This window comes from Massilia oculi (assembly GCF_017582745.1).
GTDB classification, from domain to species: domain Bacteria; phylum Pseudomonadota; class Gammaproteobacteria; order Burkholderiales; family Burkholderiaceae_D; genus Telluria; species Telluria oculi_A.
In genome coordinates, this window is record NZ_JAFVIM010000005.1 from 97795 (window position 1) to 123421 (window position 25627).

Consider the following 25627-nt stretch of genomic DNA (forward strand, 5'->3'; position numbering starts at 1 on the left):
GCGCCCTCCATGCCTTTAGTCGCGCACCCGGCGCCAGCCGGCGCGGTGCGCCTCGGTGGTCTCGGACGGCGGGAAGCGGCCGGTCACCATGCTGCCGTCGGCGGTGGTGGTGATCGTCTTCAGGGCGCCGGACGGCAGGCGCACCACGATGAAGCCGACCGCCGCCGATGCCGCCAGCGGATAGCCGGCGACGCCGTCGGGCGAGGCGGCGCGGCCGGTGCAGACGTTGAGCTGGTACATGACGCTGGTGCCGCCCACCGAGCACTCGGTCGAGGAGCTCGGCAGGTTCGTCACCACGTTGACGGTGCCTGCCACCACCTTCGGGTCGAGGTTGACGCGCTCGCCCGTGTTCTGGTCGAAGTCGATGTACCAGCCGTCCTGGCGCGCCAGGTCGACGTCCTCGCCAGAGATACTGTAGGGCACCGCCTTCTGGTTCGCCGCGTCCTCCTGGGCCGCCTCGTCCTCGATCCGGGCCAGCTGCATCTTGACCATGGACGAGCCGGGCCAGCCGCTGGCGCCGATCGTTTGCCCGCCATCCTTGAGCACGTAGGCGCTCTGCCGCTTGGTGTTCTCGACGTCGATCAGGTCCAGCAGGCGTCCGCTGCCGAACACCACCACGCGCTGGGCGCCGGCCACGGTCTTGCCGCTCTCGTCTTCGTCGCCATCCTCGTCGAGAACCGGCCTTTCGACCCGGCAGGCAGTCACTTCGGGACGGGTGGTGAACGGCTTGTCGACGCCGGCGTCGCCCATCAGCAGGCGGGTGGTCGTGCCCGGCACGGTGAAGTCGAAGCGCCACATCTTGCCGGTGTTGTCGCCGCCGTAGACGTAGGTCACCAGCGGATCGTTGTTCGGATCGTTGGTGATCGCCGTGATCTTGGCCAGGCCCGACGGCGTGCCGACGCTGCCGACGTCGGTGCTGATCTTGCGCAGGATCCGGCCGCTGGCGACGTCGACCACGAACAGATAGCCCTTGCCGTCGCCGCCGGCCACGCCGTCCGTGCCCGGGATGTTGTTGTAGCCCGAGGTCAGGAACACCACCCATTTCTCTTCGCCGTTCGCCTCGTCCTTGATGGTGCCGAACTGCGGGTTGCCGAACGAGTAGCCGATCTGCGGCTCATTGTGGATGCCGCTGCACACGGTGCTGTCGGCGCACAGTTCCCACAGCGGCTGCGGATCGTCGGGATTGGTGACGTCGAGCGCGTAGTAGCCGCGCCCGCCCGCATTCAGGCCGGCCACCAGCACGGTGCGCCATTCATCGCCGATCTTGACGTCGGCCACCTCGGGCGAACCATCGACCGAGAAGATGTGATTCGTGCCATAGGTGGTGCTGGCCAGCAGGTGCAGCTTTTTCATCGTGATGCGCGGCGCATAGGCCCAAGTCTCCTCGCCGCTGCTGGCGTTGAACGCGTGCAGCATGCCGTCGTTGGCCGCGGCGAACACCGTTGCCGCTCGCCTGGCGTTGGCGATCTTGTAGGCGCTGTAGCCGTCGCGGTCGAAGTTGCGGCGCGGTTCGCGCAGGTAGGCCGGCTTGGACGAGGCGATATCGCCCAGCACGATCGGTACCGAGCTGTTGCCGCTGTTCTCGCCCACCGTGGTGCGGGAATAGGAACGCAGCACGGTGTCGTCCGCATATTGCTGCTGGCCGCGCAGCCAGTTGACGATATTGGCGCCGTTGTTCACGATCTGGCGGTTGGCGGCGGACATGCTGGCGCACTGGGTCAGCGCATTGCACTTGTTGTCGAACCAGGCCTTCTCAAGGTCCATCTCGGCGTACAGGAAGTTGGCGCGCGCGCCGCTGGCACTGCGCATATAGATCCTGCGCTCGTCGCTGCTGGCGTCGACCTTGGTGCCGAGGGTGTCGGAGGTATTCCACGATTCGGTTGTACTCACCTCGCCGGTCGCGACGTCGACGCTGCGCTTGGCCAGGCGGCCGAACCAGCGCACGGTGGTAAAGGTGGCCGAGAAGATGTCGTTGTCGTTCTGCGAGATGTTGGGGGTCGAGGTCGCGGCGGCCGCGGCGGCGCCGGTCTTGACCTCGATATTGGCCAGCGCCGAGCGCAGGCCCTCGACCACCTGCAGCGGGTCGGAGGCCGAGAAATACTTGCCGTGGCCGTTGATCGCGGCATGCCACAGGTCGTCCACCCGCGACTGGTAGGCGGCCGAACCGCTGTTGACGCCAGTTTCGGGATTGGGCCAGACCCAGGCGCCGCCGCCGTTCCAGGGGCAGCCCTCTTTCGCCTCGCTGATCACCTTGTACAGGTCGCCGCCCGGCAGCGGCGCCACGTCGTAGTTCGGCTCGTAGTTCATGATGCCGTCCACGCCCAGGCCGAGCGCATAGGTGCGCATGTGCAGGCGGTTGTTCTCGCCGCCGGCGGCCGGCACCGCGCCCACCTTGCCCTCCAGGTCGCGCCGCAGGGATGGGATGTCCGGCTTGGGATCGCGGCCGTCCCAGCCGCCGTTGTACCAGTACAGGGCGATGTCGGCCAGCGACGGCACGCTCTGGCCGCGCTTGTCGACGCAGCCCTGCGACTGCAGGCAGAAGCGAGACGGGTCGTGCTTGTTGTCGTTGCTGGCGATGCCGCCCGGCGCGCCGCCGTTCCAGTAGCCGTCGGTGGTGATGAAGGTGAAGTTCTGCTGGCAGGCGAACTTCACCACCCGCGCATCGCCTTCGACCTCATAGGGGGCCTTGTTGGCGTACATCTTGCCGATCGCATGCAGGGCCAGGCGTACCGGCGTCGCGCCCGAGGTGTTCATGCCGTACAGGTCCGCATACCATTTGGTGCGGTCGCTGCTGGCGAAGGGTTTCGGCGGGTTCATGTCGCCCTCCTCGGCGGCCACCGACAACGACACCAGGCCGACGTTGTACTTGTCGTTGATCGGGCCGAAGGCCTGGCCCACCGAGGTCTTCATCATCTGGTTGCGGGTCTTGTAGTAGCCGTACCAGTTGGCGAAGTTGGTCATCTCCTGGGCATAGGTGCAGAAGGTGCCGGTGCAGTCGCTGCGGTTCGGGTAGCGCGGGTAGACCGAACGCGTAGGCACGATGTCGGTGCGCACGAACACCGAGCTGCCCAGGCCGGTGGTGGTGATGGCCATCGAATCGGTCACGGCCGCCACCCTGGTCAGGGTCAGGTAGGGCCAGAACAGCTGGACGTTGTTGGTCGGGCCGTCGTAGCTCACGCTCTGGCCATCGGCGTTGCCGGAGGAATCGATCACGCACAAGGTCGTCGGCTGCTCGGCGCGGCAAGTCGGCGAGGAATTCGCCTCGCCGCCGACGTAGGCGCGGATGGTGCCCTTGCCGGCCATGGACTCGTTGATGTAGTCGCGGATGCGGCTGGCGACCCAGGTCGCGTTCTTGCCCCGCTCCAGGCTCAGGGAGCGTGCGAACAGCGACACCTTGTTGAGCGAAAAATTGCTGATCACCTGGGTGTTGTTGCCGTTGGTGGTGCCGCTGATGCGCAGCAGCGCGGTGGCGCCGGTGCCGCTGGCCACCATCAGGCTGGTGCCGGCGCGGCTGTTGTCGGTCACCAGGGCGCAGTCGCCGATCGATTTGCCGGTAACGCCTTCGGCGCATGCGATCGGCAGCACGCCCACCACGTTGTTGCCTGCCAGCGTGATCCCCAACGAGGCGCAGGAAGGCACGCCACTGCTTCCTGGCGACATCAGGCAGGCGGTGAACTGGTTGGCGAGTCCTGTCTTGTCGACGATCGAGCGCGCCAGGTCGCGCGCCAGCGCAAGCTGCTTGTCGGCGGTATTGGTGCCGGTGTCGGCCCTGACTTCGCGTGCGGTGATGATCTCGGTTGCCCCGACGCCGGTCGCGGTGACGCTCTCGATCGTGCGCGCCTGGGTGCCGGCCGAGCTGCCGATGGTGATCGTTCCGTACCATGCGGCGACCTGGTTGCTGCCCGAGAAGCGCGGATAGATGTAGTTGCCGACATACTTGGCTTGGCAGTTGGTCAGCTTGGTCGAGTCGCAGAAACGCACGCGCGCCGGCACCGTGTAGCGGTCGGTGGGCGGGCCGCCGTTGGCATTGGCGGCGCGACAATCGGTCAGGGTGGCGTCGAGGCAATACTCGGCGACGTTGATCGTGTAGTAATAGGGATTGGCGGTGAAATACTGGGCGTAGGCGCGCGAATTGGTCGGATAGGTATAGCCGGTGCGGTTGTAGTCGCAGCTGTTGTTGCGGCCGACGCACCAGTTCAGGTCCGGGAATCCCGTCACCAGGTTGGTGGTGGAGGCGTCGTTGCGGTTGCCCAGCAGGTCGGTGCGGTTCACCCCGAACACGTCGTTGGGCACCGATTTCCAGTCGCTCGTCGCGCGCGCGTCCAGCTCGCCGTAATAGGTGCCGTCCGCCTTGAGCGGCGGCATGTAGCGCACTTTCGGATCGTAGTACTGGCGATTGAAGTCGGCGCTGGCGAAGGGCGGATGGCCGGCCACGCAGGCGGTGGTGTCGTCGTCCATCGTATTGCCGAGGCGGCAGGTGGAGCGCAGGTTGACGTAGTCGGGCGTGTAGTTGAAGTTCATCGAGCCCGAGTTATCGTACAGCAGCATCAGGTTCGGCTGGACGGTGCCGCTGCCGCTGATATTCATCAGCGGCAGCTGGGCGATGGCGGTCGGCTCGGCCCAGGCCGGGAGCGCGAAGATCAGGACGAACAGGGCAAGCAGGCGTTTCATGCGCATTCCATCAGAGTATTGCAGCGTCTCAGACGCCGATCAGGACCACCATCTGGTTGACCACGGTGCCGCCGCGCGCCCCCTTGATGCGGGCGGTGATCACGTAGTGCAGCTGCGGGCTGCCGGCGTAGCTCGGCGCGTCCGAGGCCAGGCTTTCGCCGATCGCGACCGGCGTGCCGAGGACCGCCGTGTTGGCGGCGGTCTGGACGCATGTATTATCGTTGGTATCGTAGGGACCCTCGCTCCGGCACATGCGGTGGATGACGTATTCGACGCTGGTCTCGCCGGGCCCATCGACCGTCATGGCGTCATCCCAGAACCCGCCGTCGCGGATGTTCAGTCCGGGCGGCCGGATGGCGGAATAGCCCTCGTCCGGCAGATTGCCGTCGAGGTCGATCTTGTTGGTGGCGGCTTTCTCCTTGAGCCACTCGAAGCCCGTATGCAGGCCCAGATCGGCGGCGCGGCTGAGCGAGGCGTCGTAGGCCAGGTTGGCGGCGGTGAGCGTGGTCGAATTGGTCGACTTGAGCAGGTAGATGCCGGTCACCAGCATCACCAGCATCATGATCAGCATGACCGGCAGCGCGATGCCGCGCTGCTTCGGGGTCCGGTGCAGGATCGGCATCAGTTCCTCCACCCGGCATTGCGCAGCGGGACGATGGTCTCGAACACGCGGTAGCGGTAGCACTGCCAGTCGACCGTGTCGCCCTCGACCGCCAGGTCGACCTTCACCGGCGCCGCCTCGACGCCCTCCGGCTGCGCGCTGTTGAACAGGTACACCGGCTCCTGGTTTTCCACTTCGACGGTGGCCTTGCACACGGCTTCGCCGTCGGCGTCGGCGACCGGCCGCTCGGGATTCCTGGCGCGCGCCACCACGGCGATGCGCAGCGCCACGATGCGGCCATAGTCGCCCGCCCCGCCGTTCACGCCGTCGCCGTCGGCATCGATCATGTCGGACGACCACTGGCCGACGGTCGTGCCCAGGCCCGGCTTGAAGTCGGTGGCCTCGCGGGTATCGAAGCCGTACTGCGCCTTGAGCATGACGATATTGTCGGCCACCGCCTGGCTGTCTTTCGCGGCGCCGGCCATGTCGGTCGCACGCAGGCGCAGGTAGCCCTGGTCGACCGACCAGGTATGGAAGGCTAGGCGCGCGCCCGGCCCCAGATTGAACACGCGCGTGGTATTGCCGTCGTAGAGGACGTCGAGTTGGCCGCGGTTGAAGCGCTGCTCGACCGAGCCGAACTGCAGCTGCATGGGATTCGGCGGCTGGGTCGACGGCTCGACCGAGATCTGGGCCATTGCGCAGTTCTCGCCGATCTGCTCGGGCGCCACCACGATCACGTCGCCCAGGGCGAAATAGCCCCAGGGGCGACGGTCGACGGTGATGGTGTTGCCGCCGATGTAGTTCTGGGTCACACGCAGGGTCGTGGCGCCGCCGGTCGCGCCGCCCGCATACAGGGTCAGGCGGTCCGGGCCCTCGCCGCCAGGCTCGATCACGGTCGCCGCCAGCGGACGCACGGACACACCATCGCGCTGGGCCGGCGCCAGCTCATAGCCCTGGCTGTCGCTGAACACGGTATTGCAACCGGTGACCAGGGGATCGTTCAGGCCGAAGCCAGCCTGCTCGGCGTCGGCGCTGATCTGGAACATGGCCAGCATCCCGTTCTGCATCGAGTCCGAGCCGCCCATCGCCGCATCCTTGTTGCGCTCGCCGTCGGTCATGATGCGGGTCGCGAACAGGATCGCCAGCAGGCCGATGACCACGCTGACCATCAGTTCGACGAGCGAGAAGCCGCGCGCGCGGCGGGTGAATTGGAGGTTCATGTCGCCGGCGACAGGTAGGAGGTGACGCGATGGGAGTTGACCTGGCTGTCGGTGGTGCGCTGCCAGCCGATGCGGATGTCGACTTCGGTGCGGGTGGTGCCGGCGACCGGCGTCACGGCGACCTCGATGGTGGCGCCCGGGATCCGCTCGCGCACCCCGGCGTACCACGGCGCCAGGCGCTCGCCCGGGGCCGCGGTCCTGGCCACCGCATAGGCGCCGGCGTTGGCGCTATCGGTATTCATCATGCCGAGCAGCTGGTTGGCCGCGATGGTCGCCTCGGCGCGCAGGCCCGCATCGGACAGGGCCGCCACCGAACGCGCCTGCATGCCGAGCGTGCCGACCAGGGCGATGCCCAGGATCAGGATGGCGATCAGCGACTCGATCATGGCGATGCCGCGCTGTGCGCCCTGCCGGCGTGGGTGAGATCGGGCGATCATTGCGGGCACCTGCGCGAATCGCCGGCGTCGACGTCCGGATCGCAGGTGGTCGCGATCCCGGCCAGCGTCAGCATGACGGCCGATGGCCTGAACTCGTTTTCCTTCCCCTCGGCCGGCGTCAGGTCGATCTGCGTCACGCGCGGCGCGATACCGCCATCGACCCATCCCGTCGGCGTGAAGTAGACGGCGTCGGCCTCGTCGTCGGGCCCCAGGGTCACCGCCAGCAGGCTCGGTGGCGGCAAGCCGGCCGCGCTGCGGCGGATCGAACGGAATGCCGCCGACTCGCCCGGCGCCGCGTTGGCCGCGGTGGTGGGCGTCGACCAGTCGTTGCTGGCGTCGTCGCAGGCATTGCCGGTGGCGCGAAAGCAGATATCGACGCGCCAGTCGGGCTGGCCGCCCGGGTTGTCGATGAAGACCAGCCGGCTATTGCTGTTGTGGGCCAGGGCCTGGGTGCGCGCCAGCGCGAAGCCCTCGACGTAGAACTGGCCGGCGCCGGCGGCCTTGGTCGCGGCCAGCCAGCCGGACAGGCGCGGGATGCCGACCGCCATCAGGATGCCGAGGATCGACACCGCGATCATGGCTTCGAGCGCGGTGAAGCCCGACTGGCGCCGGGGCAGGCCGCAAGCGCGCGCCGTCACTGGGTGCACGAGCCGTCCTTGCGATCGACCCAGCAGGTATCGCTCTTGGTCCAGCCTTCAGGCGCCCCGGTGGTGGCGCGGGCGCCGGCCTGGTTGAGCGTGTATTTGAAGCTGGCGGCCGCGCCCTGGCCGGTGGCCACCAGCTGATAGCCGGTGGCGCTGGCGTTTTCCAGGGTGTAGACGAAGTTGGCGGTCTCGGCCGGCATCAGCTGCGGGTCCAGCTCCTCGTCGTCGAAGTCCTCATAGGTGCGGTGGTTGGCCCAGAACTGCTCAAGCTTGGGCTGGGTCGAGGCCAGCGCGCTGTGGGCCTCGGCCAGGCGCGCCCGCATCACGTAACTGCTATAAGACGGCAGCGCGACCGCGGTCAGGATGCCGATGATGACGACGGCGATCATGATCTCGACGAGGGTGAAGCCGGACTGGCGCTGCTGCATGGGATTCTCCTGGACGGCGGACGGACTCCGCCAATAATGTTGCCATGGAGAATGATATCCTACGAAGCTGTCATTTCCCTGAGGAAAAGCTGACAAACTCCTGACAGCGGCGCAAATACGACGTTTTGGTTTCGATGGATGCCGTCTGCAACAGACCACAACGGGTTGGAAGGAATCAATGCAACAACAGGGATTATGCTGCGGCGTCCTCTGCGTCAACGATCTCGGTCGCGGGGAGCGACTTTTGCAGTGAGCGCAACGCATGCCTTTGCTTTGCATTCAGAGATTTCGGGCTTCCAAGCAAATCCGAAATAACAGCGCACATGGCGTCTCGCAAGTAGCCTTCGACTCGCTCCGCCATCGACTCAGCGTTGTCCGTCACTAGGGTTGGTCCAATCTCGAAGTCTTGATATGCCGGAGTCATCTGATTTCCGTAGCCACTGACAAACAGAACGGGTTTCCTATCGGACGGGACGGTGAACATGATGCCGTATTCAATACGCAGACGGTCTTCAGCATGGCCCAGCGAATGCCTTGCAAACACCTCAATGTAGCCGCCCTCTTTCAGGCCCTGGGGCAGCTCACCATCCTCATCCCGATATTTGGATGGATCGCTCACGGTGCGCAGCTTGTTGCGAATCCGGAAATCGATGCTGGCAACTTTGGACCGTGTCGCCAGCCCATCGATCTGCTCGCCAGCATCGCTCCACGCTTGCTTGAACTTAGGTGTGAATGCTCCGCTCAACATTTGCAGGTTCTTCAAGACCTTAGCGAATTCAACGGGTCCATCTAGGTTGTCGGCAGCGCGGCCGACATTTCGGTTTGCGCACACCAGGCGCACGAAGTAACGCTCAAGCGCAGCGCTGTTGATGTTCTGAATCACGATTCCCTCTTCTTCCAGATATTCGACAAACATGGCGATGAGATCCGATTGCTCCGCCGGTTTGCGCAACGCGCGTGCCAAGTGATCCCAGCGCCGGACTTCGATCCCGCGAGCTTGGTACAGTTCACGCGACAGAACGAGGACATGGCGACCGCGTTTCCTCCCCTTCCAGTAGCGATAGTCCGCAAACTGTTCGGCGCGGTGTTCCGTTTCCGCCAGCGGCTTGTCGAAGTACTTAATTTCGATAAGCACGAACGGATCAGCTTCGCCCTCGCGACGTACTGCCATGTCGGCGCGGCGCTGAGATCGCTGGCCATTGAATGCTACTTCGATCGCGTATTCCGCATTGTCGAACTCGGCAATATCGATGCCCAGTTCCCTCGCAAGATAGCCGGAAATTACTTTCGGCTTCAGCTTTGCAATCTCAAGCAATATCAACTCTAAGTGCCGTCCCTCATAACCGGCTTTGAACCAGCCGGCGATAGAAGACATATAACTAGGCATGTGGTGTCCTATGAAAATACGTTAATCCCGCCCGTATCTCGATTAAAGATGCCTTCGGGAACTCCACAGTATAGCGTCCGATATCGCTTGAATTCTCACCGATCGTTTCATGCAGGCAACGCAGCAAAACGCACCGTGATGCGGGTACCGCCACCCTCGGCATCGTCGAGCAGCACGGTCGCGCCATGCGCCAGCGCGATATCGCGCACGATGGCCAGTCCCAGGCCGCTGCCCGTGGTCTGGTCGTCCAGGCGCACGTAGCGCTCGAACACGGCGGCGCGGCGCGCGGGCGGGATGCCGGGGCCGGAATCCTCGACCGTGAACAGCACGGCCTCCCCCTCGCGGGCGCAGCCGACGGTCACCCGCCCTCCGGCCGGCGTGTAGCGCAGCGCATTGTCGACCAGGTTGTCGACCAGATCGCGCAGCTGGAAGGCGTCGCCTTCGACCGGCGCCGGCGCCAGCTCGAAGCCAAGGTCGATGTCCTTGGCGGTCGCCTGGCCGACGAAGAACTGGATCGTTTCCTGCACCAGCTGCGCCAGGTCGAGCGGCGCATGCTGTCCGTCGGGCAGTCCTTCCCTGGCGCGCGCCAGCGCCAGCAGCTGGTTGACCTGGCGGATCATGCGCTCGTTGGCCAGTTCCATCATGCCCAGCGAGCGCACGGTATCGGGGTCGCGCGCATGGCGCGCGCGCAGCCACTCGAGCTGCAGCTGCATGCCGGCCAGCGGCGTGCGCAACTGATGCGCCATGTCGGCCAGGAAGTCGCGCTGGGCGCGCGCGCCGGCTTCTACCTTGTCGAGCAATTCGTTGAAGCCGGCGACCACCGGCGCGATCTCGTAGGGCACGCTGGCCTGGGGGATCGGCGCCAGGTCGCCGGGCCCGCGCGCGGCCAGCTCGGCGCGGATGCGCGCCAGCGGACGCAGGCCATTGCTGACCGACAGCCACACCACGCCGGCCAGGGTCAGTGTCACCAGCGAGACCAGCACCACCAGCGAGCGCACGATGGCCGAGCGCACCTCGAGCCGCTGGCGCAGGGTGCGCGCCACGCCCACATGGCGCTCACCGTCGGCCGTCCGCACCGCCAATGCGACCACCCGCACCGGCTCGCCGTCGACCTCGGCGTCATACGGCGCCGCGCCGGGCCGCAAGGCAGGAAAGCCGGCGGCGCCGGCCAGGAGGCGGCCGTGCCCGTCGCGCACCACGAACCAGCTGCGGTCGGCATCCGCTCCGCCGGGAGGCAGTTGCGGCGCGGCGCCCGCCGCCAGCCGCGCGGTCAGGCCGTTGGCGGTGTCGAGCAAGCCGCCGTCGAACGCGACCTGGGCCGGGGTCCAGGCCAGGCCGGTCACCAGCGCGGCGAGCACCAGGTTGACCAGCAGGATCGGGCCCAGCAGCCACTTGAGCAGGCGCAGCCGGATGCTGCTCATGCCGCGAGGTTCACTCGGCCGCCTCCAGCAGGTAGCCGAAGCCGCGGATGGTGCGGATCGCCACGCCCGAACCATCGAGCTTCAGGCGCAGGCGCGACACATAGACCTCGACCGCGTTCTGGGTCACGTCTTCGCCCCAGGGCAGGATGGCGTCGATGATCTGCTGCTTGGACACCACCCGCCCGGCATGCTGCAGCAGGTATTCGAGCACGCCCCATTCGCGGACCGACAGCTCGATGGGATTGCCGGCGACGCGGGCGCGGCGGGTGGCGCGGTCCAGGCTCAGGCCGGCGAGCGTCATGACGGTCGAGACGGGGGCGTGGCGCCGCGCCAGCGCGCGGATGCGGGCCACCAGTTCGGCGGTGGCGAAGGGTTTCACGAGGTAGTCGTCGGCGCCGGTCTCCAGGCCGCGCACCCGGTCCTCGACCGCATCGCGCGCCGTCAGCAGCAGCACCGGAGTCGCCGCGCCCCGCGCGCGCAGGCGGCGCACCACCTCGAAGCCGTCGATGCCGGGCAGGCCGATGTCGAGCACCGCCACTTCGATTCCTGGCTCCTGCAGCGCGCGGTCGGCGGCCAGGCCGTCGGCCACCTGCGTGACCGTCATGTCCTGCGCCTGCAGCGCGCGCAGCAGGCCATCGGCCAGCACCGCATCGTCTTCCACCAGCAATACCCGCAACCCCATATCCCCGTAGCCCTCTTTTCGTCGTGCGCCGGTCGCGCCGGCAAATTATGCGGCATTTCGGCGTTCTTTAACGAAACTTTGCGGCGGAAGGTGCGCCAACGCACAGTCTTCTCTAGTAGGACTGGGCTGACACGACATCATGCTTGGAACCTACATGGGGGCGGATACTCGTCTTATGTGCGGCAACAGACGGTAGCCTTAAAGTACACCCATCGCGATGAGGTAAGAAAGACAAGCCTCCATTGAATCGCCCCCGACGCACGATAGACATAAAAGAGGACATAAGATGAACAACACTCAGTTTGGTGGTCTCACCCAAAAATCCAAGAACCAGATCCCTGCCACGAGTGAGGCAATGAAGTCCGCGTCGAAACCGGTCGTGAGCTACAGCGGCACCCAGCAGAACGAACTGCTGGCCGCCCTGCCCCGTACCGACCTGGAAGACATGTTCGACCACCTCGAACTGGTCCCGATGCCGTTCGGTAAAGAATTGTTCGAGTATGGCAGCAAACTGGAATACGTGTATTTTCCGACGACCGCAATCGTGTCGCTGCTGTACGTGATGGAAGACGGCGCCACCACCGAGATCGCCGTGGTCGGCCATGAAGGCGCGGTCGGCGTGTCGCTGTTCATGGGCGAGCGCGCCACCTGCAGCGCCGTGGTCCAGAGCGCCGGCTACGGCTACCGCCTCAAGACCCAATACCTGCGCGACGCCTTCAACCGCGGCGGCGCCCTGCCCCAGCTCTTGATGCGCTACACCAATGCGCTGTTCGCCCAGATGGCCCAGAACGCCGTCGGCGGCCGTCACAGCTCGATCGAACAGAAGCTGTGCCGCTGGCTGCTCGACCGCCTGGACCGCTCGGCCAGCAACGAACTGAAGGTGACGCAAGAATTGATCTCGATCATGCTGGGCGTGCGCCGCGAAAGCATCACCGCCGCCGCCGGCAAGCTGCAGGACGAAGGCCTGATCCAGTACCGCCGCGGCAATATCACCGTGCTGGACCGCGCCGGCCTGGAAGAATATGCTGGCGAATGCTACAAGGTCGCCAAATCGGAATACGACCGCCTGCTCATGGATGTGGCGCGTTGAGATGACGCCGTACCGGATCCGCCTGCGCCCCGCCCGGGGTCGGCGGATCCAGCAAGACCGCTTCAGCCTGTACGCAAGACAAGGCCACCGCAGCCGCACTGACGGCCTGGGCCGCACCCACCTCTTCATTGCCCCCCGGGGCCGTCGCCGGAATGATGGCGCGCACGCAAGTTCCCACTCCATTCACACCACGCTCCACCACCAAGGTGCCTCCCAGCAGCAAGGCGCGTTCGCGCATGCCGAGCAGGCCATGCGATTTCGACCTGGCCATGGCGTCAAGCGGAATGCCGATGCCGTCGTCGGTGATCTCGAGGCCCCAGCCATCGGGTTCGCGCGTCAGGTTGACGATCACGTTGCGCGCCTTGGCGTACTTGGCGATATTGTTCAGGGCCTCTTGCGTGATACGGAACAATGCGATCGCCTGCATCGGGCCGGCGGCATCGGCCTCGGCATCGATCAGCGCATCGCAGTCGAGCGACGTGACTCTTGCGTAATCGGCGCAATAGCTTTGCAGCGCGGCCGACAAGCCCATATTGTCGAGCAGACTCGGCCGTAAATTCTCGATGATGCGGCGTTTCAGCTGCACGGTATCGACCAGGGTCCGCTTGGCGCGGCCCAGCTTCGACGCCAGTTCCGGATGGCTGGCGCGCAGGTGCTCGGCGACCGTGGACAAGTCCATGCCGATCGCCGTCAGGTTGGCGCCCATTTCATCGTGCAATTCGCGCGCGAGGCGCGATTTTTCTTCTTCCGACACCTTGATCAGGTGGCGCGACAGCACCGACAACTGGGCAGTGCGCTCGGCCACGATTTCTTCCAGGCCATCATTCGTGTGTTGCAGGGCGCGCTCGGCCAACAGGCGCAGGCGGAAGGCGCGCTTGATCATCTTGTAGAACAGCAGCAGCACGAAGATGGCGGCGGCATTGATGCCGACGCCGAATACCACGGCGTGCCGGTATTGCTGGTAGAACGCGGCGGTGCGGGTGGTGAGCAGTTCGTTCTGCTCGCGCGTCATGATCACGACCTGCAGGCGGATCTCGTCCATCTGCGCGCGGTCGTCGGGCGAGGCGGCGATCGCCACGATATCGTTCAAGCCACCCTCGCGGTAGACCTCGAGCGATTGCCGGAGCAGGCCAAATTTCTTGTCGACCAGCGTGCGCAGCTGCTGCAGGTTTTTTGCCTGGGAAGGATTGTCGCGCAGCAGCTCATCCAGCGAGTGCATCTGCTTGTCGATGTGCTGGGAGGCGCTGCGCAGCGGGCCGAGATAGACCTCGTCGCCCGACAGAAAATAGCCGCGCAGGCTGCTTTCTGCATCGGTGACGATCAGGTTCAGGTATTGCAGCTCGTCCGACACCTGGGCCGTCTGCGCCTGCAGCGCATTGGCCGCCCGCAAATCGTCGAGGTTACGCGCCAGGAACACGCCATTGACGACCAACAGCACCACGCACATCAGGCACAGCATTGTCTTGTGAAGAGGGAGACTGCGAATGGATTTCTCGTCCGCAGTGGTAGTGAAGTACATCCAGGCTTCCTTTCGCGCAAGGAATGTGGCCCTTCATTATAGGCGTATGGACGCAATGTTGCACTGCGATATTCTCTGCAGTAACCTTTTGTTGCATTTGCGCCTGAGTATTCTGTCTACCTGCCCAGCAAGCAAAAACGCGCCCGGTGGGCGCGTTGTCAGATGAATCTGGTTAGAAAATCAGCCGAAGCTTAGTCGAGCAGATTGTTCTTCATGGCGTAATAGGTCAGGTCGGAATTCGACTGCAGGCCCATTTTTTCCATGATGCGGGTACGGTAGGTGGACACGGTCTTGATCGACAGCGACAGCGCGTTGCCGATGTCGGACACGGTCGCGCCCTTCGCCAGGCGCAGGAAGACCTGGAACTCGCGATCGGACAGCTCGGTATGCAGCGCCGTGTTGGGATCGCGGTCGAAACTCTGGGCCAGCAGTTCGCCGACCGTGGAGGACACATAGCGGCGGCCCTGGTAGACGGTGCGCACGGCGGTCTTGAGTTCGTCGGCCTCGCACTCCTTGTTCAGGTAGCCGTTGGCGCCCATCTTGAACAGGTTGAGCGCATACTGCTGCGCCGGGTAGCCGGACAGGATCAGCACCGGCAGATTGGGCTGGCCCTGGCGGATGGTGCGCAGGATGTCGATGCCGCTCTGGTCGGGCATCGCGATATCCAGCAGCAGCACGTCGCAGATCTCGCGGCGTGCGATATCGAGGGCCTCGCGGCCGGTGGCGCCTTCGGCGACGACTTCGAAATCGCCCGACGACGAGAAAATCTGCTTGAACCCTGCTCTAACTATCTGGTGATCGTCACAAATGGCAACGCGTATCATTGTCTTCCCTTAAATTTTCCTTGCGCAGGAAAGTGCCGGGTCTGAACCGCCCGGTTTACATGCGTTAGATTCAGCATATGCGCAAGTGACATTTTAACACCCAGAGGGCCGCGTTCAACAGGTGCACGAATGCTTGAGTAGTCATAAGCAGCGTGTGACCGACGCCTAAGCAGTGGAAACCCGGCAACTGAACCGGGGACGACCCGCCGGCGAAGGAACGCGTGATTCTGTATGGCACGATTTGCTCACGACTAGCCCGGCTGGAGACCGATGTCGACGGACGGCAGGACCGCGCGCAGGCCTTACGCCGGCCGCGACCCGTTCTTGAGCAAGTCGAGGATGTCCAGCAGATCGGCGCGCAGCTTGTCGCCGTCGATCGCTGGCGGGCTGTCGGGCAGGTCCAGCCGGTCGAACTCGGCAGCCGCGCTGGCGCGACCGTCGAGGCGGTTACGGGCGCCGCTGATGGTAAAGCCCTGCTCGTACAGCAGCGCGCGGATGCGCCGGATCAGCAGGACTTCGTGGTGCTGATAGTATCGGCGGTTTCCACGACGTTTGACCGGCTTAAGCTGAGTAAATTCCTGTTCCCAGTAGCGCAAGACGTGGGGTTTGACTCCGCACAAGTCACTGACTTCCCCAATCGTGAAATAACGCTTGGCCGGAATCGGCGGCAGCACGTTCGGTTCGATCTTGTTCGGTCGGTCATTCATCGCTTATCGGGCGTCCTCAGGCTGCACGCGCCAGGGAACCCGCGGGTGGACTACCTGGCGTGGTCTCTTCGACCATTCCCTTGAGTTTCTGGCTGGCGTGGAATGTCACGACGCGGCGCGCCGTGATGGGGATTTCTTCCCCCGTTTTCGGATTGCGGCCGGGCCGCTGTGGCTTGTCGCGCAACTGGAAATTGCCGAAGCCGGACAGCTTGACCGCCTCGCCGCGCTCGAGCGCATTGCGAATTTCGTCAAAGAAGGTTTCGACCATGTCCTTGGCTTCGCGCTTGTTCAGGCCGACCTGCTCGAACAACAGCTCGGCCAGCTCGGCCTTGGTCAAGGTCGGCAATGACTGTTCAGCTTCCTTGCGTACCCGCGCCACGTGCATGGCGCGGTCCAGGTCGGCGGCCAGCGCCTCTTGGAAGACGGCGGAATCAACGTCGTTGTTGTTAATTTTGAAGCCCTGCCTTCAAGTCAAACGATGTTTCGGATGACGGGACAAGCCTGGGCTTGCCCGTCATGGACTAATCCTGCGATCGGATTTTGCTTATTTCGCTACTCAGGCGCGCAGCCGCGCGTTCAGTTTCGTCGATGCGGATTCGGCGACGGCCGCCATGATGGCGTCGACCGCTTCGTCCTGCAGCGTCGATTGAGTATCTTGCAAGCTAAAGCGGAAAGCAAGACTTTTTTCATCCGCCTCCAGGCCCTTGCCGCGATATTCATCAAACAAAACAACGGCTTGCACGATCTTGCCTGCAGGATTGGCGGCGATCTCGGCATTGAATGCATCGATCACGAGCTGGGCCGGCACGTCCTGTTTCACCACCAGCGCCAGGTCGCGCGTGGCGCCCGGGAACTTCGAAATCTCGGTATGGCTCGGGACCACGCGCTCGCACAGGGCGGCGGCATCGACTTCGAACAGTACCGGCGCTTGAGGCAGATCATATTTTTGCAGCCAGCGCGGATGCAGCTCGCCGACCAGGCCGATCTGCTTGCCGTCCAGCTCCACCGTGGCGCAGCGGCCCGGGTGCAGCGCCGGGTGCTCGGCCTTGGTGAAACGCAGCTGGCGCGGGGCGAACAGCGCTTCCAGGTCGGCTTTCACGTCGAAGAAATCAACGGCGCGGGTCGGCGCGCCCCACTGCTCGTCCACCGCAGGACCGTAGGCGATCGCGGCCACGCGCTTGGGCTGGTCATAGCCGGCCACCGCCAGCGGACCGTCCTGGACGTCGGCATTGCGCTTGAACACGGCGCCGACTTCGAAGGCGCGCACGCGGCCGGCCTTGCGGTTGATGTTGTAGCGCACATTGGCGACCAGGCTGCCGATCAGGCTCGAACGCATCACGGAGAGCTGGCTGGCGATCGGGTTCTGCAGGCGGATCGGCTCGAGGTTGCCGGCGAAATCCGCCTCCCAGGCACTCTCCACGAAGCTCATATTGACCACTTCCTGGTAACCCAGGTCGGCCAGCTGGTGACGGATCGCGAACAGCGAACGGGTGTTTTCGGGCGCGATCAGCATGGCGCTCGGCGCCACCGGCGGATTTGCCGGAATGTTCTCGAAGCCATAGACGCGCGCCACTTCTTCGATCAAGTCTTCCTCGATCTCGATGTCGAAGCGGTACGACGGCGCCGTCACCAGGAACGTGCCCTCGGCGCGCGTGAATTCCAGTCCCAGGCGGGTGAAGATGTCCGCGATCAGCTCATCGGTCAGCGGCACGCCGATGACTTTTTGCGCGCGCGCGGTGCGCAGCATCACGGGCTGGCGCTGAGGCAGATTGACGACCTGGTCGTCGACCGGGCCCACCTTGGTCTCGGCGGTGCCGCAGATCTCGACGATCAGCGCGGTGATGCGCTCGATATGGTCGGGGATGGTCGCGTAGTCGACGCCGCGCTCGAAGCGGTGCGCCGCATCGGTCGAGAAATTGTAGCGGCGGGCACGGCCCTGGATCGCATTCGGCCACCAGAAGGCCGCTTCCAGGTAGATGTCGGTCGTGTCCAGCGAGACGGCGGTGGAATCGCCGCCCATGATGCCGGCCAGCGATTCGATCTCCTTGTCGTCGGCGATCACGCCCACCCACTCGTCAAGCTCGACGGTATTGCCGTTCAGCAGCTTGAGCGACTCGCCCTTCTTGCCCCAGCGGACGTCGAGCGAACCGTGGATCTTGGCCAGGTCAAACACGTGCGACGGACGGCCGACTTCCAGCATCACATAGTTGGAAATGTCGACCAGGGCCGACACCGAGCGCTGGCCGCTGCGCTCCAGGCGGCGCTTCATCCATTCCGGGGTGGCCGCGCGCGCGTTCAGGCCGCGGATCACGCGGCCGGCGAAACGGCCGCACAGGTCGGGCGCCGACACCTTGACCCGCAGGATTTCGTCACTGCTCACCGGCACGGCGCGCGTTGGCGCCAGGCTCAGGGGCGAGCCGGTCAAGGCCGACACTTCGCGCGCCACGCCCAGCACCGACAGGCAGTCGGCCTTGTTCGGGGTCAGCTTGATGGTGAATTTCAGGTCGTTCAGACCCAGGTAGTCGCGGATGTTCTGGCCGACCGGCGCGTCTTCCGGCAGTTCCATCAGGCCGCTGCTCTCTTCCGAGATGCCCAGCTCCTTGCTTGAACACATCATGCCCTGCGACTCGACGCCGCGCAGCTTGCCGGTCTTGATCTCGAACGGCTTGCCGTCGGCGCCCGGCGGCAGCAGCGCGCCGGACTTGGCGCAAATCGCCTTCATGCCGGCGCGCACGTTCGGCGCGCCGCACACGATATTGAGCAGGGTGCCGGTACCGGCATCGACCTGGCACACGTTCAGGCGGTCGGCGTTCGGGTGCTTCACCACTTCCACGACGTGCGCCACCACCACGTTCGAGAACGGCGGCGCAACGGCTTCGACCTCTTCCACTTCGAGGCCGGACATGGTCAGCAGGTGGGACAGCTCATCCGAACTCATCTTCGGATCGACGATGGAACGGAGCCAGTTTTCCGAGAATTGCATATTCTTTTTACCTCAGCTTCGCAAATTAATTGAACTGCTTCAGGAAACGCAGATCGCCTTCATAGAACAGGCGCAGGTCGTTGATTCCATAACGCAGCATCGTCAGGCGCTCGAGGCCGGAGCCGAACGCGAAGCCGATGAATTTTTCCGGATCCAGTCCGAAGTTGCGCACGACGGTCGGGTGCACCTGGCCGGCGCCCGACACTTCCAGCCAGCGGCCCTTGAGCGGACCGGAACCGAAGGCGATGTCGATCTCGGCCGACGGTTCGGTGAACGGGAAGTACGACGGACGGAACCGGACCTGCAGGTCGTCGGTCTCGAAGAAAGCCTTGACGAAGTTCAGGTACACGCCCTTGAGGTCGGCAAAACTGATGTCCTCGCCGATCCACAGGCCTTCGACCTGGTGGAACATCGGCGAGTGGGTAGCGTCGCTGTCGACGCGGTAGGTGCGGCCTGGCGCGATCACCTTGATCGGCGGCGTGTGGGTGCGCGCGTAGCGCACCTGCATCGGGCTGGTGTGGGTGCGCAGCAGCAGCGGCTTGCCGGTGCTGTCGTTGCCCTCGATATAGAAGGTGTCCTGCATCGAACGCGCCGGATGGTTCTCGGGGCTGTTCAGTGCGGTGAAATTGGTCCAGTCGGTCTCGATCTCGGGACCGTCGGCGACGTCGAAGCCGATCGAGCGGAAGATCTGCTCCACGCGTTCCCAGGTACGCATCACCGGGTGGATGCCGCCCTTCGAGCGGCCACGGCCCGGCAGGGTGACGTCGATGCTCTCGGCGGACAGGCGCAGCATCAGCTGCGCTTCGGCGAGCGCCTCGCGGCGCGCGGTCAATGCCTGTTCGATTTGTTCTTTGGCGGCATTGATCAGGGCGCCCTGCGCCTTGCGCTGTTCAGGGTCGAGCTTGCCAAGGCCCTTCATGAGGTCGGTCACCTGGCCGGTCTTGCCCAGGTACTTGGCTTTCGCATTTTCGAGCGCGGCGGCATCCGCACTGGCGCTGAAGTCGTTCCTGGCCGCGACGACGAGTTCTTCCAAGTTCATGCTTGTTCTTTTCCTGTTTTTCGTTGGCGGGAGACGCCAGAATCAAAAACGGGGCACAGGTGTGACCCTTGCCCCGCTTCTAGTGCGCCGCGCTATTGCTAACGCGGCACTGACTTGCTAGCAGACTGAGATTAAGCAGCCAGCTTGGCCTTGACGGCGCTGACGATCGCGGCGAATGCCGGCTTGTCATGCACAGCCATGTCGGCCAGGACTTTACGGTCCAGTTCAATCGCGGACTTCTTCAGGCCGTTCATGAAGGCGCTGTAGGTCATGCCGTGCGAACGCGAAGCCGCGTTGATACGGGTGATCCACAGTGCGCGGAAGACGCGCTTCTTGTTGCGGCGATCGCGGTAGGCATACTGGCCAGCGCGCATGACTGCTTGCTTGGCAATCCGGTATACCTTGCTGCGGCGACCACGGTAGCCTTTGGCAAGTTCAAGAACTTTCTTGTGACGGGCACGTGCAGTAACCCCACGTTTTACTCGAGGCATATTAGCTCCTTAGTGTGAGATTAAACAGCAGATGGCATCATGCGGTAGACGCTGGTCACGTCCGACGCATTGATGTTACGGGTGCCGCGCAGCTGGCGCTTGTTCTTGGTGGTCTTCTTGGTCAGGATGTGACGCTTGAAGGCCATGCCCGACTTGACGGTACCGCCCGGACGCACGCGAAAACGTTTCTTCGCGGAGCTCTTGGTTTTCATTTTTGGCATAGTCATCTGTCCTCGCGGACAGCCTCATATGGGACAGGATTGCAGGTGGCAGCAACGCTGCTCTTGGATGCCTACTTTCACTTGTCTTGCAGCAGAAGCGAGTCTGCTACAACCTGTTTCTAAAAACAGGAATCGCAGATTGTAGCACAGGTTTTGGGGAATAGGATGGTCGCCGGCAACTCATCCGGCGATCCGCACACCGCACGCGAGGCACGGACGTGTGAAAGCCGGGCCGCGGCGCCGGCTTTCGCCCGCGCCACGGACCCGGCCGTGTATCTACTTCGCGCGAAGAATTACTTCTTCTTTTTCGGCGCGACCACCATGATCATCTGGCGACCTTCGAGCTTCGGGAACTGCTCGACCTGGCCATACGGCTCCAGATCGCCGCGCAGGCGTTCGAGCATGCGCAGGCCGATGTCCTGGTGCGCCATCTCGCGACCACGGAAGCGCAAGGTGATCTTGGTCTTGTCGCCTTCTTCCAGGAACTTGATGAGGTTGCGCAGCTTGATGCTGTAGTCGCCTTCATCGGTACCCGGACGGAACTTGATTTCCTTGACCTGGATGATCTTCTGCTTGAGCTTGGCTTCGTGGGCCTTCTTCTGCTCCGAATACTTGAACTTGCCGTAGTCCATCAGGCGGCAAACCGGAGGGACCGCATTTGGCGCGATCTCAACCAGGTCGACGTTCTTTTCTTCGGCCAGACGGAACGCTTCGGCCAGGGTCACGATGCCCAGCGGCTCGTTGTCCACACCGTTCAAACGCATTTCCGGATGGGTGATCTCGCCATTGATGCGATTCTGCTTGTCAGTAGCTATGTCTTTTCCTTTGAATGTATTGGTATTGGCCGGGATTATTTCGTCTTGGCGGCAACTTCGCCTACCAGACGCTCCACGAGCGCGTCGACGGACATCACGCCCAGATCGACATTACCGCGGGCACGCACGGCCACAGTGTTCGCGTCCTTTTCCTTATCCCCAACAACGAGGATATATGGCAGTTTTTGGACGGAATGTTCGCGTATTTTATAGGTGATCTTCTCGTTCCGCAAATCAGCGTGAACGCGCAGGCCCGCAGCGCGCAGCCTTGCCTCGACCTGCTTGACGTAATCGGCCTGCGCATCCGAAATATTCAGGACTGCCACTTGCACCGGCGCAAGCCACAGCGGCAGCGCGCCGGCGTAGTTCTCGATCAGGATGCCGATGAAGCGCTCCATCGAACCCACGATCGCGCGGTGCAGCATCACCGGCACCTTGCGGGTATTGTCTTCTGCGACATACTCGGAACCGAGGCGGCCCGGCATCGAGAAGTCGACCTGCACGGTGCCAACCTGCCATGGACGACCCAGGCTGTCCTTCAGGTGGTACTCGATCTTCGGACCATAGAAGGCGCCCTCGCCCGGCAGCTCGGTCCACTCCACGCCGCAGGCGCGCAGCGCCGAACGGAGCGATTCCTCGGCCTGGTCCCAGACCTCGTCGGAACCGATGCGGCTGTCGGGACGCAGCGCCAGCTTGACGTCGATATTGGTGAAGCCGAAGTCGTCGTAGACGCCCATCGCCTGGGCGTGGAATTCGGTGACTTCACGCTCGACCTGCTCTTCGGTACAGAAAATGTGGCCGTCGTCTTGGGTGAAGCCGCGCACGCGCATCAGGCCGTGCAGCGCGCCGGACGGCTCGTTGCGGTGGCACTGGCCGAATTCGCCGAAGCGCAGCGGCAGGTCGCGGTAGGAGCGCATGCCCGAGTTATAGATCTGCACGTGGCCCGGGCAGTTCATCGGCTTGAGCGCATACGAGCGGTTTTCCGACTCGGTCGTGAACATATTGTCACGGTAGTTTTCCCAGTGACCGGTCTTCTCCCACAGGGTGCGATCGAGAATCTGCGGCGCCTTGACTTCGCTGTAGCCGCTCACCTGGTACTTGTGGCGCATATACTGCTCCACCTGTTGCCAGACAGTCCAGCCCTTCGGATGCCAGAACACCAGGCCTGGGGCTTCTTCCTGGAAGTGGAACAGGTCCAATGCCTTGCCGAGCTTGCGGTGGTCGCGCTTTTCCGCTTCTTCGAGCATGTGCAGGTATTGCTCCTGGTCTTCCTTCTTGGTCCAGGCGGTGCCGTACACGCGCTGCAGCATCTCGTTCTTCGAGTCGCCGCGCCAGTAGGCGCCGGCCAGCTTCATCAGCTTGAAGACCTTCAGCTTGCCGGTCGACGGCACGTGCGGACCGCGGCACAGGTCGGTGAAGCCGCCTTCGCTGTACAGCGACACGTCTTCATTGGCCGGGATCGAGGCGATGATCTCGGCTTTATAAGCCTCGCCGATCGACTTGAAATAGGCCACGGCCTCGTCGCGCGGCAGCACCTTGCGGGTGACCGGCTCGTCCTTCTTGGCCAGCTCGACCATTTTCTTTTCGATCGCGGCCAGGTCGTCCGGGGTGAATGGGCGCTTGTACGAGAAATCGTAATAGAAGCCGTTTTCGATGACCGGGCCGATGGTGACCTGGGCGTCCGGGAACAATTCCTTGACCGCATAGGCCAGCAAGTGGGCGGTCGAGTGACGGATCACGTCCAGGCCTTCCGGATCGCGGTCGGTCACGATCGCCAGGTCGGCGTCGGCGTCGATCAGGTGCGAGGTGTCGACCACCTTGCCGTTGACCTTGCCGGCCAGCGCGGCCTTGGCCAGGCTCGGGGCAATACTCTGTGCTACCTGGGCCACCGTCACGGGGCCGTCGAATTGACGGCTGGAGCCATCGGGAAGTCGAACGTTCAGCATGCTGTTCTCCAATTGGCGCTCGCGCCGGTGAAAAATAAACAAAAAGACAATGAAAACTTAAAAGACGAAAAAAAACGCGGCACTAGCCGCGTTTCTCCGTTGTGTTGAGCAAAAGCACACCCCTTCGCGTCTAGCGATTCCCCCACAACCAGGTTGTAGTTCGCGGTGTCATAACCGTCGGTGCCTTTCTCGCTCTTACTCAATGTGTCTGGTGGGCGGTGCAGAATTCGAATCTGCGACCCCTTGGATGTCGACCAAGTATTCTAACCAGCTGAACTAACCGCCCGATGCCGCCATTATAAGGACCGCATGGCGGAACCGCAACCCTCGCACGGAAATAGTTGCCGCAGGGTCCGCCCACGCCCCGTGGCGCGGGATGCATTACACTTCGACACCAGGCCCATATTTACTTTTGCGATGAACTTGAAACAGCTCGACCCTTCCCATCTGCACGCCCACCTGGACGGCGACGCCAGCCACTCGCACTCGATCGAGGCGCGCAGCCAGAAGGCGCTGGCGGTGGCGCTCGGCCTGACCCTGCTGTTCGCCGTGGTCGAAGTGATCACCGGCTTTCTCTCCAACTCGCTGGCCCTGATCTCCGACGCCGGCCACATGGTGACCGACGCCGCCGCCCTCGGCCTGGCCCTGCTGGCCCAGCTGATCGCCAAGCGTCCGCCGTCGGCCCGCCACTCCTTCGGTTTCGTGCGCGCCGAGGCGCTGGCCGCCTTCGTCAACTGCCTGGCGATGCTGGGCCTGGTGGCCTGGATCGGCTACGAGGCGGTGCAGCGCCTGATCCATCCCGAGCACGTGCAAGGCGGCATCGTGCTGGTGGTGGCGGCCCTGGGCGCGTCGATCAACCTGCTGGTTGCCTGGATTCTTTCTCGCAACAACGACAGCATCAATACCCGCGCTGCCCTCGTCAACGTCATGGGCGACCTGCTGGGCTCGCTGGCGGCGATCGCCTCCGGCGCCATCATCTATGTCACCGGCTGGGTGCAGGCCGACCCGATCCTGTCGATCTTCGTCGCCCTGCTGATCCTGCGCTCGACCAGCGGCATCTTGCGGGAGTCGTATCACTTCCTGATGGAGGGCGTGCCGCATGCGATCGACTACGTCCAGGTCGGCGCCGACATGGCTGCCGTCGACGGCGTGCTGGCCGTGCACGATATGCACGTGTGGGACATGTCGCCGGGCCACCCCGCCCTGATCGGCCACATCGAGATCCGCAGCCTGGAAGAATGGCCGCCCGTGCTCGAGGCCGTGCGCGCCATGCTGCGCGAGCGCCACGGCATCGACCACGTGACCCTGCAGCCGGAGGCGGCCGGCGGCAAGTCCCTGTGAAGGCGCGCGTGTAAGCCGATGCCGACCCGGCGTGCAGGCGCGCGCCGATAGCCCGTCCGTTTGTCGCTCGGCATAATCGACGGCATGGAACTGAAAGCGAACGTATTCGACACCCTCATCGTCGGCGGCGGCCCCGGTGGGCTGACGGCCGCCATCTATCTGCACCGCTTCACCCGCAACGTGGCCCTGGTCGACAAGGGCAATAGCCGGCTCGGCTGGATTCCCGTCTCGCACAACTATCCCGGCTTTCCCAATGGGATCAACGGCAAGCTGCTGCTCGACCAGTTGCGTTGCCAGCTCGGCAATTATGGCGGACATGTGATCCCTGGCGAAATCGTCGACCTGCGCATCGAGGATGGATTGTTCGTGGCCGACTGCTGCAGTCCCGAGGGAGATTTGACGATCCTGCGCGCACACACGGTGCTGCTGGCGACCGGCGTGGCCGACGCCGGCATGCCGGTCGAGCGCTGGGGAGAAGCCGTGGCCGCCGGCGCGGTGCGCCTGTGCCCGGTGTGCGACGGTTTCGACGTGATCGACAAGCGCATCGCGGTGGCGACCTCCGAGGTCAATCCGGTCGGCCACGCGCTGTTCATGCGCAGCTTCAGCGCCGACGTCTGGCTGTTCGAGCGGGCCGAGGAATCGGCCGTCACCGACGAGGAACAGCGCAAGCTGGAAGCCGCGAACGTGCGCCGCATCGTCTCGCCGCTGGCCGGCGTGACCCTCACCGACGACCTGCGGCCGGTGCTGCACACGCGCGATGGCGAGGATTACGAATGCGACGTGTTTTATCCGATGCTGGGCGAAAGCGCCAGGTCAGGCCTGGCGAAGGCGCTCGGCGCCGAGACCGTCGAATGCGACAAGCTGCTGGTCGATGACCATTGCCGCACCTCGGTGCCGGGCCTGTTCGCCATCGGCGACGTCACGCGCGGTCTGAACCAGATCGCGGTGGCCGCGGGCCAGGCGGCGATCGCGGCCACGAGCATCCACAATACGCTGCCGTGGGCCTTGAGATCCCGGACGTAACCGACTGTCGATAAACTTTACAGCAAAACAACTTACGTCGCAGATACTGAACAAAATCAAGTAATTGCGGATAGGCATGGGAATTGCATAGCGATACCCATCGTCCGAATCATCATCGATTGATAGCGGCGCGACCG

The 25627-nt window shown here is 64.0% G+C and carries 22 protein-coding genes and 1 tRNA gene; 3 read left to right on the forward strand and 20 right to left on the reverse strand.

The window, feature by feature from the left end:
* Positions 1-15: 15 nt before the first annotated feature.
* The 9 genes from J3U95_RS07760 to J3U95_RS07800 all read right to left on the reverse strand — a co-directional run bounded on the left by J3U95_RS07760 (position 16) and on the right by J3U95_RS07800 (position 11491).
* Positions 16-4671: a pilus assembly protein gene (locus J3U95_RS07760; RefSeq protein WP_208278038.1), complete on the reverse strand. Its 4656-nt coding sequence runs from the start codon at positions 4669-4671 to the stop codon at positions 16-18.
* 28 nt (positions 4672-4699) lie between these two features.
* Positions 4700-5293 carry a pilus assembly PilX family protein gene (locus tag J3U95_RS07765; RefSeq protein WP_208278039.1) on the reverse strand — a complete coding sequence of 198 codons (594 nt, stop codon included), beginning with the start codon at positions 5291-5293 and terminating at the stop codon, positions 4700-4702.
* A complete protein-coding gene (locus J3U95_RS07770) occupies positions 5293-6492 on the reverse strand; it encodes a PilW family protein (RefSeq protein WP_208278040.1) in 1200 nt (399 codons plus the stop codon). Before J3U95_RS07770 ends, J3U95_RS07765 begins: the two co-directional genes overlap by 1 nt.
* On the reverse strand, positions 6489-6929 hold the full coding sequence (locus J3U95_RS07775; RefSeq protein WP_208278041.1) for a type IV pilus modification PilV family protein: 441 nt from the start codon (positions 6927-6929) through the stop codon (positions 6489-6491). Before J3U95_RS07775 ends, J3U95_RS07770 begins: the two co-directional genes overlap by 4 nt.
* Positions 6926-7576 (reverse strand): pilus assembly FimT family protein, encoded by a 651-nt coding sequence (locus J3U95_RS07780; RefSeq protein WP_208278042.1) that lies wholly within the window; start codon positions 7574-7576, stop codon positions 6926-6928. The genes J3U95_RS07775 and J3U95_RS07780 overlap by 4 nt, the downstream gene beginning before the upstream one ends.
* The gene (locus J3U95_RS07785; protein ID WP_208278043.1) at positions 7564-8001 is read right to left on the reverse strand and encodes a type IV pilin protein; all 438 of its coding nucleotides are present in this window, start codon (positions 7999-8001) and stop codon (positions 7564-7566) included. The genes J3U95_RS07780 and J3U95_RS07785 overlap by 13 nt, the downstream gene beginning before the upstream one ends.
* A 193-nt stretch (positions 8002-8194) precedes the next feature.
* Positions 8195-9388 carry a hypothetical protein gene (locus J3U95_RS07790; protein WP_208278044.1) on the reverse strand — a complete coding sequence of 398 codons (1194 nt, stop codon included), beginning with the start codon at positions 9386-9388 and terminating at the stop codon, positions 8195-8197.
* Between the two features lie 107 nt (positions 9389-9495).
* On the reverse strand, positions 9496-10809 hold the full coding sequence (locus J3U95_RS07795) for a sensor histidine kinase (RefSeq protein WP_208278045.1): 1314 nt from the start codon (positions 10807-10809) through the stop codon (positions 9496-9498).
* Positions 10810-10819: 10 nt separating this feature from the next.
* Complete coding sequence (locus J3U95_RS07800) at positions 10820-11491, reverse strand: response regulator transcription factor (protein WP_208278046.1); 672 nt, start codon at positions 11489-11491, stop codon at positions 10820-10822.
* A 355-nt stretch (positions 11492-11846) separates the two neighbouring features.
* Here J3U95_RS07800 and J3U95_RS07805 point away from each other — a divergent pair, with 355 nt between their 5' ends.
* A complete protein-coding gene (locus tag J3U95_RS07805) occupies positions 11847-12581 on the forward strand; it encodes a Crp/Fnr family transcriptional regulator (protein WP_229519699.1) in 735 nt (244 codons plus the stop codon).
* Here the strand turns inward: J3U95_RS07805 and J3U95_RS07810 are convergent.
* The 11 genes from J3U95_RS07810 to J3U95_RS07860 form a co-directional block, all read right to left on the reverse strand.
* On the reverse strand, positions 12562-14100 hold the full coding sequence (locus J3U95_RS07810) for a CHASE3 domain-containing protein (protein WP_208278048.1): 1539 nt from the start codon (positions 14098-14100) through the stop codon (positions 12562-12564). The genes J3U95_RS07805 and J3U95_RS07810 overlap by 20 nt on opposite strands.
* Positions 14101-14291: 191 nt before the next feature.
* Complete coding sequence (locus tag J3U95_RS07815) at positions 14292-14924, reverse strand: response regulator (RefSeq protein WP_005667428.1); 633 nt, start codon at positions 14922-14924, stop codon at positions 14292-14294.
* 302 nt (positions 14925-15226) lie between these two features.
* Positions 15227-15631, reverse strand: a complete 405-nt coding sequence (locus J3U95_RS07820) for a MerR family transcriptional regulator (RefSeq protein WP_208278049.1) — start codon at positions 15629-15631, stop codon at positions 15227-15229.
* 16 nt (positions 15632-15647) lie between these two features.
* Positions 15648-16016 carry an integration host factor subunit alpha gene (locus J3U95_RS07825; protein WP_071362436.1) on the reverse strand — a complete coding sequence of 123 codons (369 nt, stop codon included), beginning with the start codon at positions 16014-16016 and terminating at the stop codon, positions 15648-15650.
* Positions 16017-16187: 171 nt separating this feature from the next.
* The gene (gene pheT / locus J3U95_RS07830; protein WP_208278050.1) at positions 16188-18614 is read right to left on the reverse strand and encodes a phenylalanine--tRNA ligase subunit beta; all 2427 of its coding nucleotides are present in this window, start codon (positions 18612-18614) and stop codon (positions 16188-16190) included.
* Positions 18615-18639: 25 nt separating this feature from the next.
* Positions 18640-19653, reverse strand: a complete 1014-nt coding sequence (gene pheS / locus J3U95_RS07835) for a phenylalanine--tRNA ligase subunit alpha (RefSeq protein ID WP_208278051.1) — start codon at positions 19651-19653, stop codon at positions 18640-18642.
* Between the two features lie 131 nt (positions 19654-19784).
* Positions 19785-20144 (reverse strand): 50S ribosomal protein L20, encoded by a 360-nt coding sequence (gene rplT, locus J3U95_RS07840; RefSeq protein ID WP_005667421.1) that lies wholly within the window; start codon positions 20142-20144, stop codon positions 19785-19787.
* A 20-nt stretch (positions 20145-20164) separates the two neighbouring features.
* A complete protein-coding gene (gene rpmI, locus J3U95_RS07845) occupies positions 20165-20365 on the reverse strand; it encodes a 50S ribosomal protein L35 (RefSeq protein WP_005667419.1) in 201 nt (66 codons plus the stop codon).
* Between the two features lie 293 nt (positions 20366-20658).
* Positions 20659-21216: a translation initiation factor IF-3 gene (infC, locus tag J3U95_RS07850; protein ID WP_267871919.1), complete on the reverse strand. Its 558-nt coding sequence runs from the start codon at positions 21214-21216 to the stop codon at positions 20659-20661.
* A complete protein-coding gene (gene thrS, locus J3U95_RS07855) occupies positions 21216-23126 on the reverse strand; it encodes a threonine--tRNA ligase (protein ID WP_208278052.1) in 1911 nt (636 codons plus the stop codon). The genes infC and thrS overlap by 1 nt, the downstream gene beginning before the upstream one ends.
* 209 nt (positions 23127-23335) lie before the next feature.
* Positions 23336-23412: transfer RNA gene (locus J3U95_RS07860), tRNA-Val, on the reverse strand.
* 131 nt (positions 23413-23543) lie between these two features.
* Here J3U95_RS07860 and J3U95_RS07865 point away from each other — a divergent pair.
* Both J3U95_RS07865 and J3U95_RS07870 read left to right on the forward strand, forming a co-directional pair.
* Complete coding sequence (locus J3U95_RS07865) at positions 23544-24467, forward strand: cation diffusion facilitator family transporter (RefSeq protein ID WP_208278053.1); 924 nt, start codon at positions 23544-23546, stop codon at positions 24465-24467.
* 84 nt (positions 24468-24551) lie between these two features.
* Positions 24552-25490 carry an NAD(P)/FAD-dependent oxidoreductase gene (locus J3U95_RS07870; protein ID WP_208278054.1) on the forward strand — a complete coding sequence of 313 codons (939 nt, stop codon included), beginning with the start codon at positions 24552-24554 and terminating at the stop codon, positions 25488-25490.
* Positions 25491-25627 lie beyond the last annotated feature (137 nt).

What these genes read in the sequence shown, in the direction of transcription:
- rplT (WP_005667421.1), bottom strand. Translation starts at nt 20,144, where the DNA reads ATGCCTCGAGTAAAACGTGGGGTTACTGCACGTGCCCGTCACAAGAAA.
- J3U95_RS07785 (WP_208278043.1), bottom strand. Translation starts at nt 8,001, where the DNA reads ATGCAGCAGCGCCAGTCCGGCTTCACCCTCGTCGAGATCATGATCGCC.
- J3U95_RS07790 (WP_208278044.1), bottom strand. Translation starts at nt 9,388, where the DNA reads ATGCCTAGTTATATGTCTTCTATCGCCGGCTGGTTCAAAGCCGGTTAT.
- rpmI (WP_005667419.1), bottom strand. Translation starts at nt 20,365, where the DNA reads ATGCCAAAAATGAAAACCAAGAGCTCCGCGAAGAAACGTTTTCGCGTG.
- J3U95_RS07800 (WP_208278046.1), bottom strand. Translation starts at nt 11,491, where the DNA reads ATGGGGTTGCGGGTATTGCTGGTGGAAGACGATGCGGTGCTGGCCGAT.
- J3U95_RS07815 (WP_005667428.1), bottom strand. Translation starts at nt 14,924, where the DNA reads ATGATACGCGTTGCCATTTGTGACGATCACCAGATAGTTAGAGCAGGG.
- thrS (WP_208278052.1), bottom strand. Translation starts at nt 23,126, where the DNA reads ATGCTGAACGTTCGACTTCCCGATGGCTCCAGCCGTCAATTCGACGGC.
- J3U95_RS07805 (WP_229519699.1), top strand. Translation starts at nt 11,847, where the DNA reads ATGAAGTCCGCGTCGAAACCGGTCGTGAGCTACAGCGGCACCCAGCAG.
- J3U95_RS07810 (WP_208278048.1), bottom strand. Translation starts at nt 14,100, where the DNA reads ATGTACTTCACTACCACTGCGGACGAGAAATCCATTCGCAGTCTCCCT.
- J3U95_RS07795 (WP_208278045.1), bottom strand. Translation starts at nt 10,809, where the DNA reads ATGAGCAGCATCCGGCTGCGCCTGCTCAAGTGGCTGCTGGGCCCGATC.
- J3U95_RS07825 (WP_071362436.1), bottom strand. Translation starts at nt 16,016, where the DNA reads ATGCACGTGGCGCGGGTACGCAAGGAAGCTGAACAGTCATTGCCGACC.
- J3U95_RS07820 (WP_208278049.1), bottom strand. Translation starts at nt 15,631, where the DNA reads ATGAATGACCGACCGAACAAGATCGAACCGAACGTGCTGCCGCCGATT.
- J3U95_RS07870 (WP_208278054.1), top strand. Translation starts at nt 24,552, where the DNA reads ATGGAACTGAAAGCGAACGTATTCGACACCCTCATCGTCGGCGGCGGC.
- J3U95_RS07770 (WP_208278040.1), bottom strand. Translation starts at nt 6,492, where the DNA reads ATGAACCTCCAATTCACCCGCCGCGCGCGCGGCTTCTCGCTCGTCGAA.
- J3U95_RS07765 (WP_208278039.1), bottom strand. Translation starts at nt 5,293, where the DNA reads ATGCCGATCCTGCACCGGACCCCGAAGCAGCGCGGCATCGCGCTGCCG.
- J3U95_RS07760 (WP_208278038.1), bottom strand. Translation starts at nt 4,671, where the DNA reads ATGAAACGCCTGCTTGCCCTGTTCGTCCTGATCTTCGCGCTCCCGGCC.
- pheS (WP_208278051.1), bottom strand. Translation starts at nt 19,653, where the DNA reads ATGAACTTGGAAGAACTCGTCGTCGCGGCCAGGAACGACTTCAGCGCC.
- J3U95_RS07775 (WP_208278041.1), bottom strand. Translation starts at nt 6,929, where the DNA reads ATGATCGCCCGATCTCACCCACGCCGGCAGGGCGCACAGCGCGGCATC.
- pheT (WP_208278050.1), bottom strand. Translation starts at nt 18,614, where the DNA reads ATGCAATTCTCGGAAAACTGGCTCCGTTCCATCGTCGATCCGAAGATG.
- J3U95_RS07865 (WP_208278053.1), top strand. Translation starts at nt 23,544, where the DNA reads ATGAACTTGAAACAGCTCGACCCTTCCCATCTGCACGCCCACCTGGAC.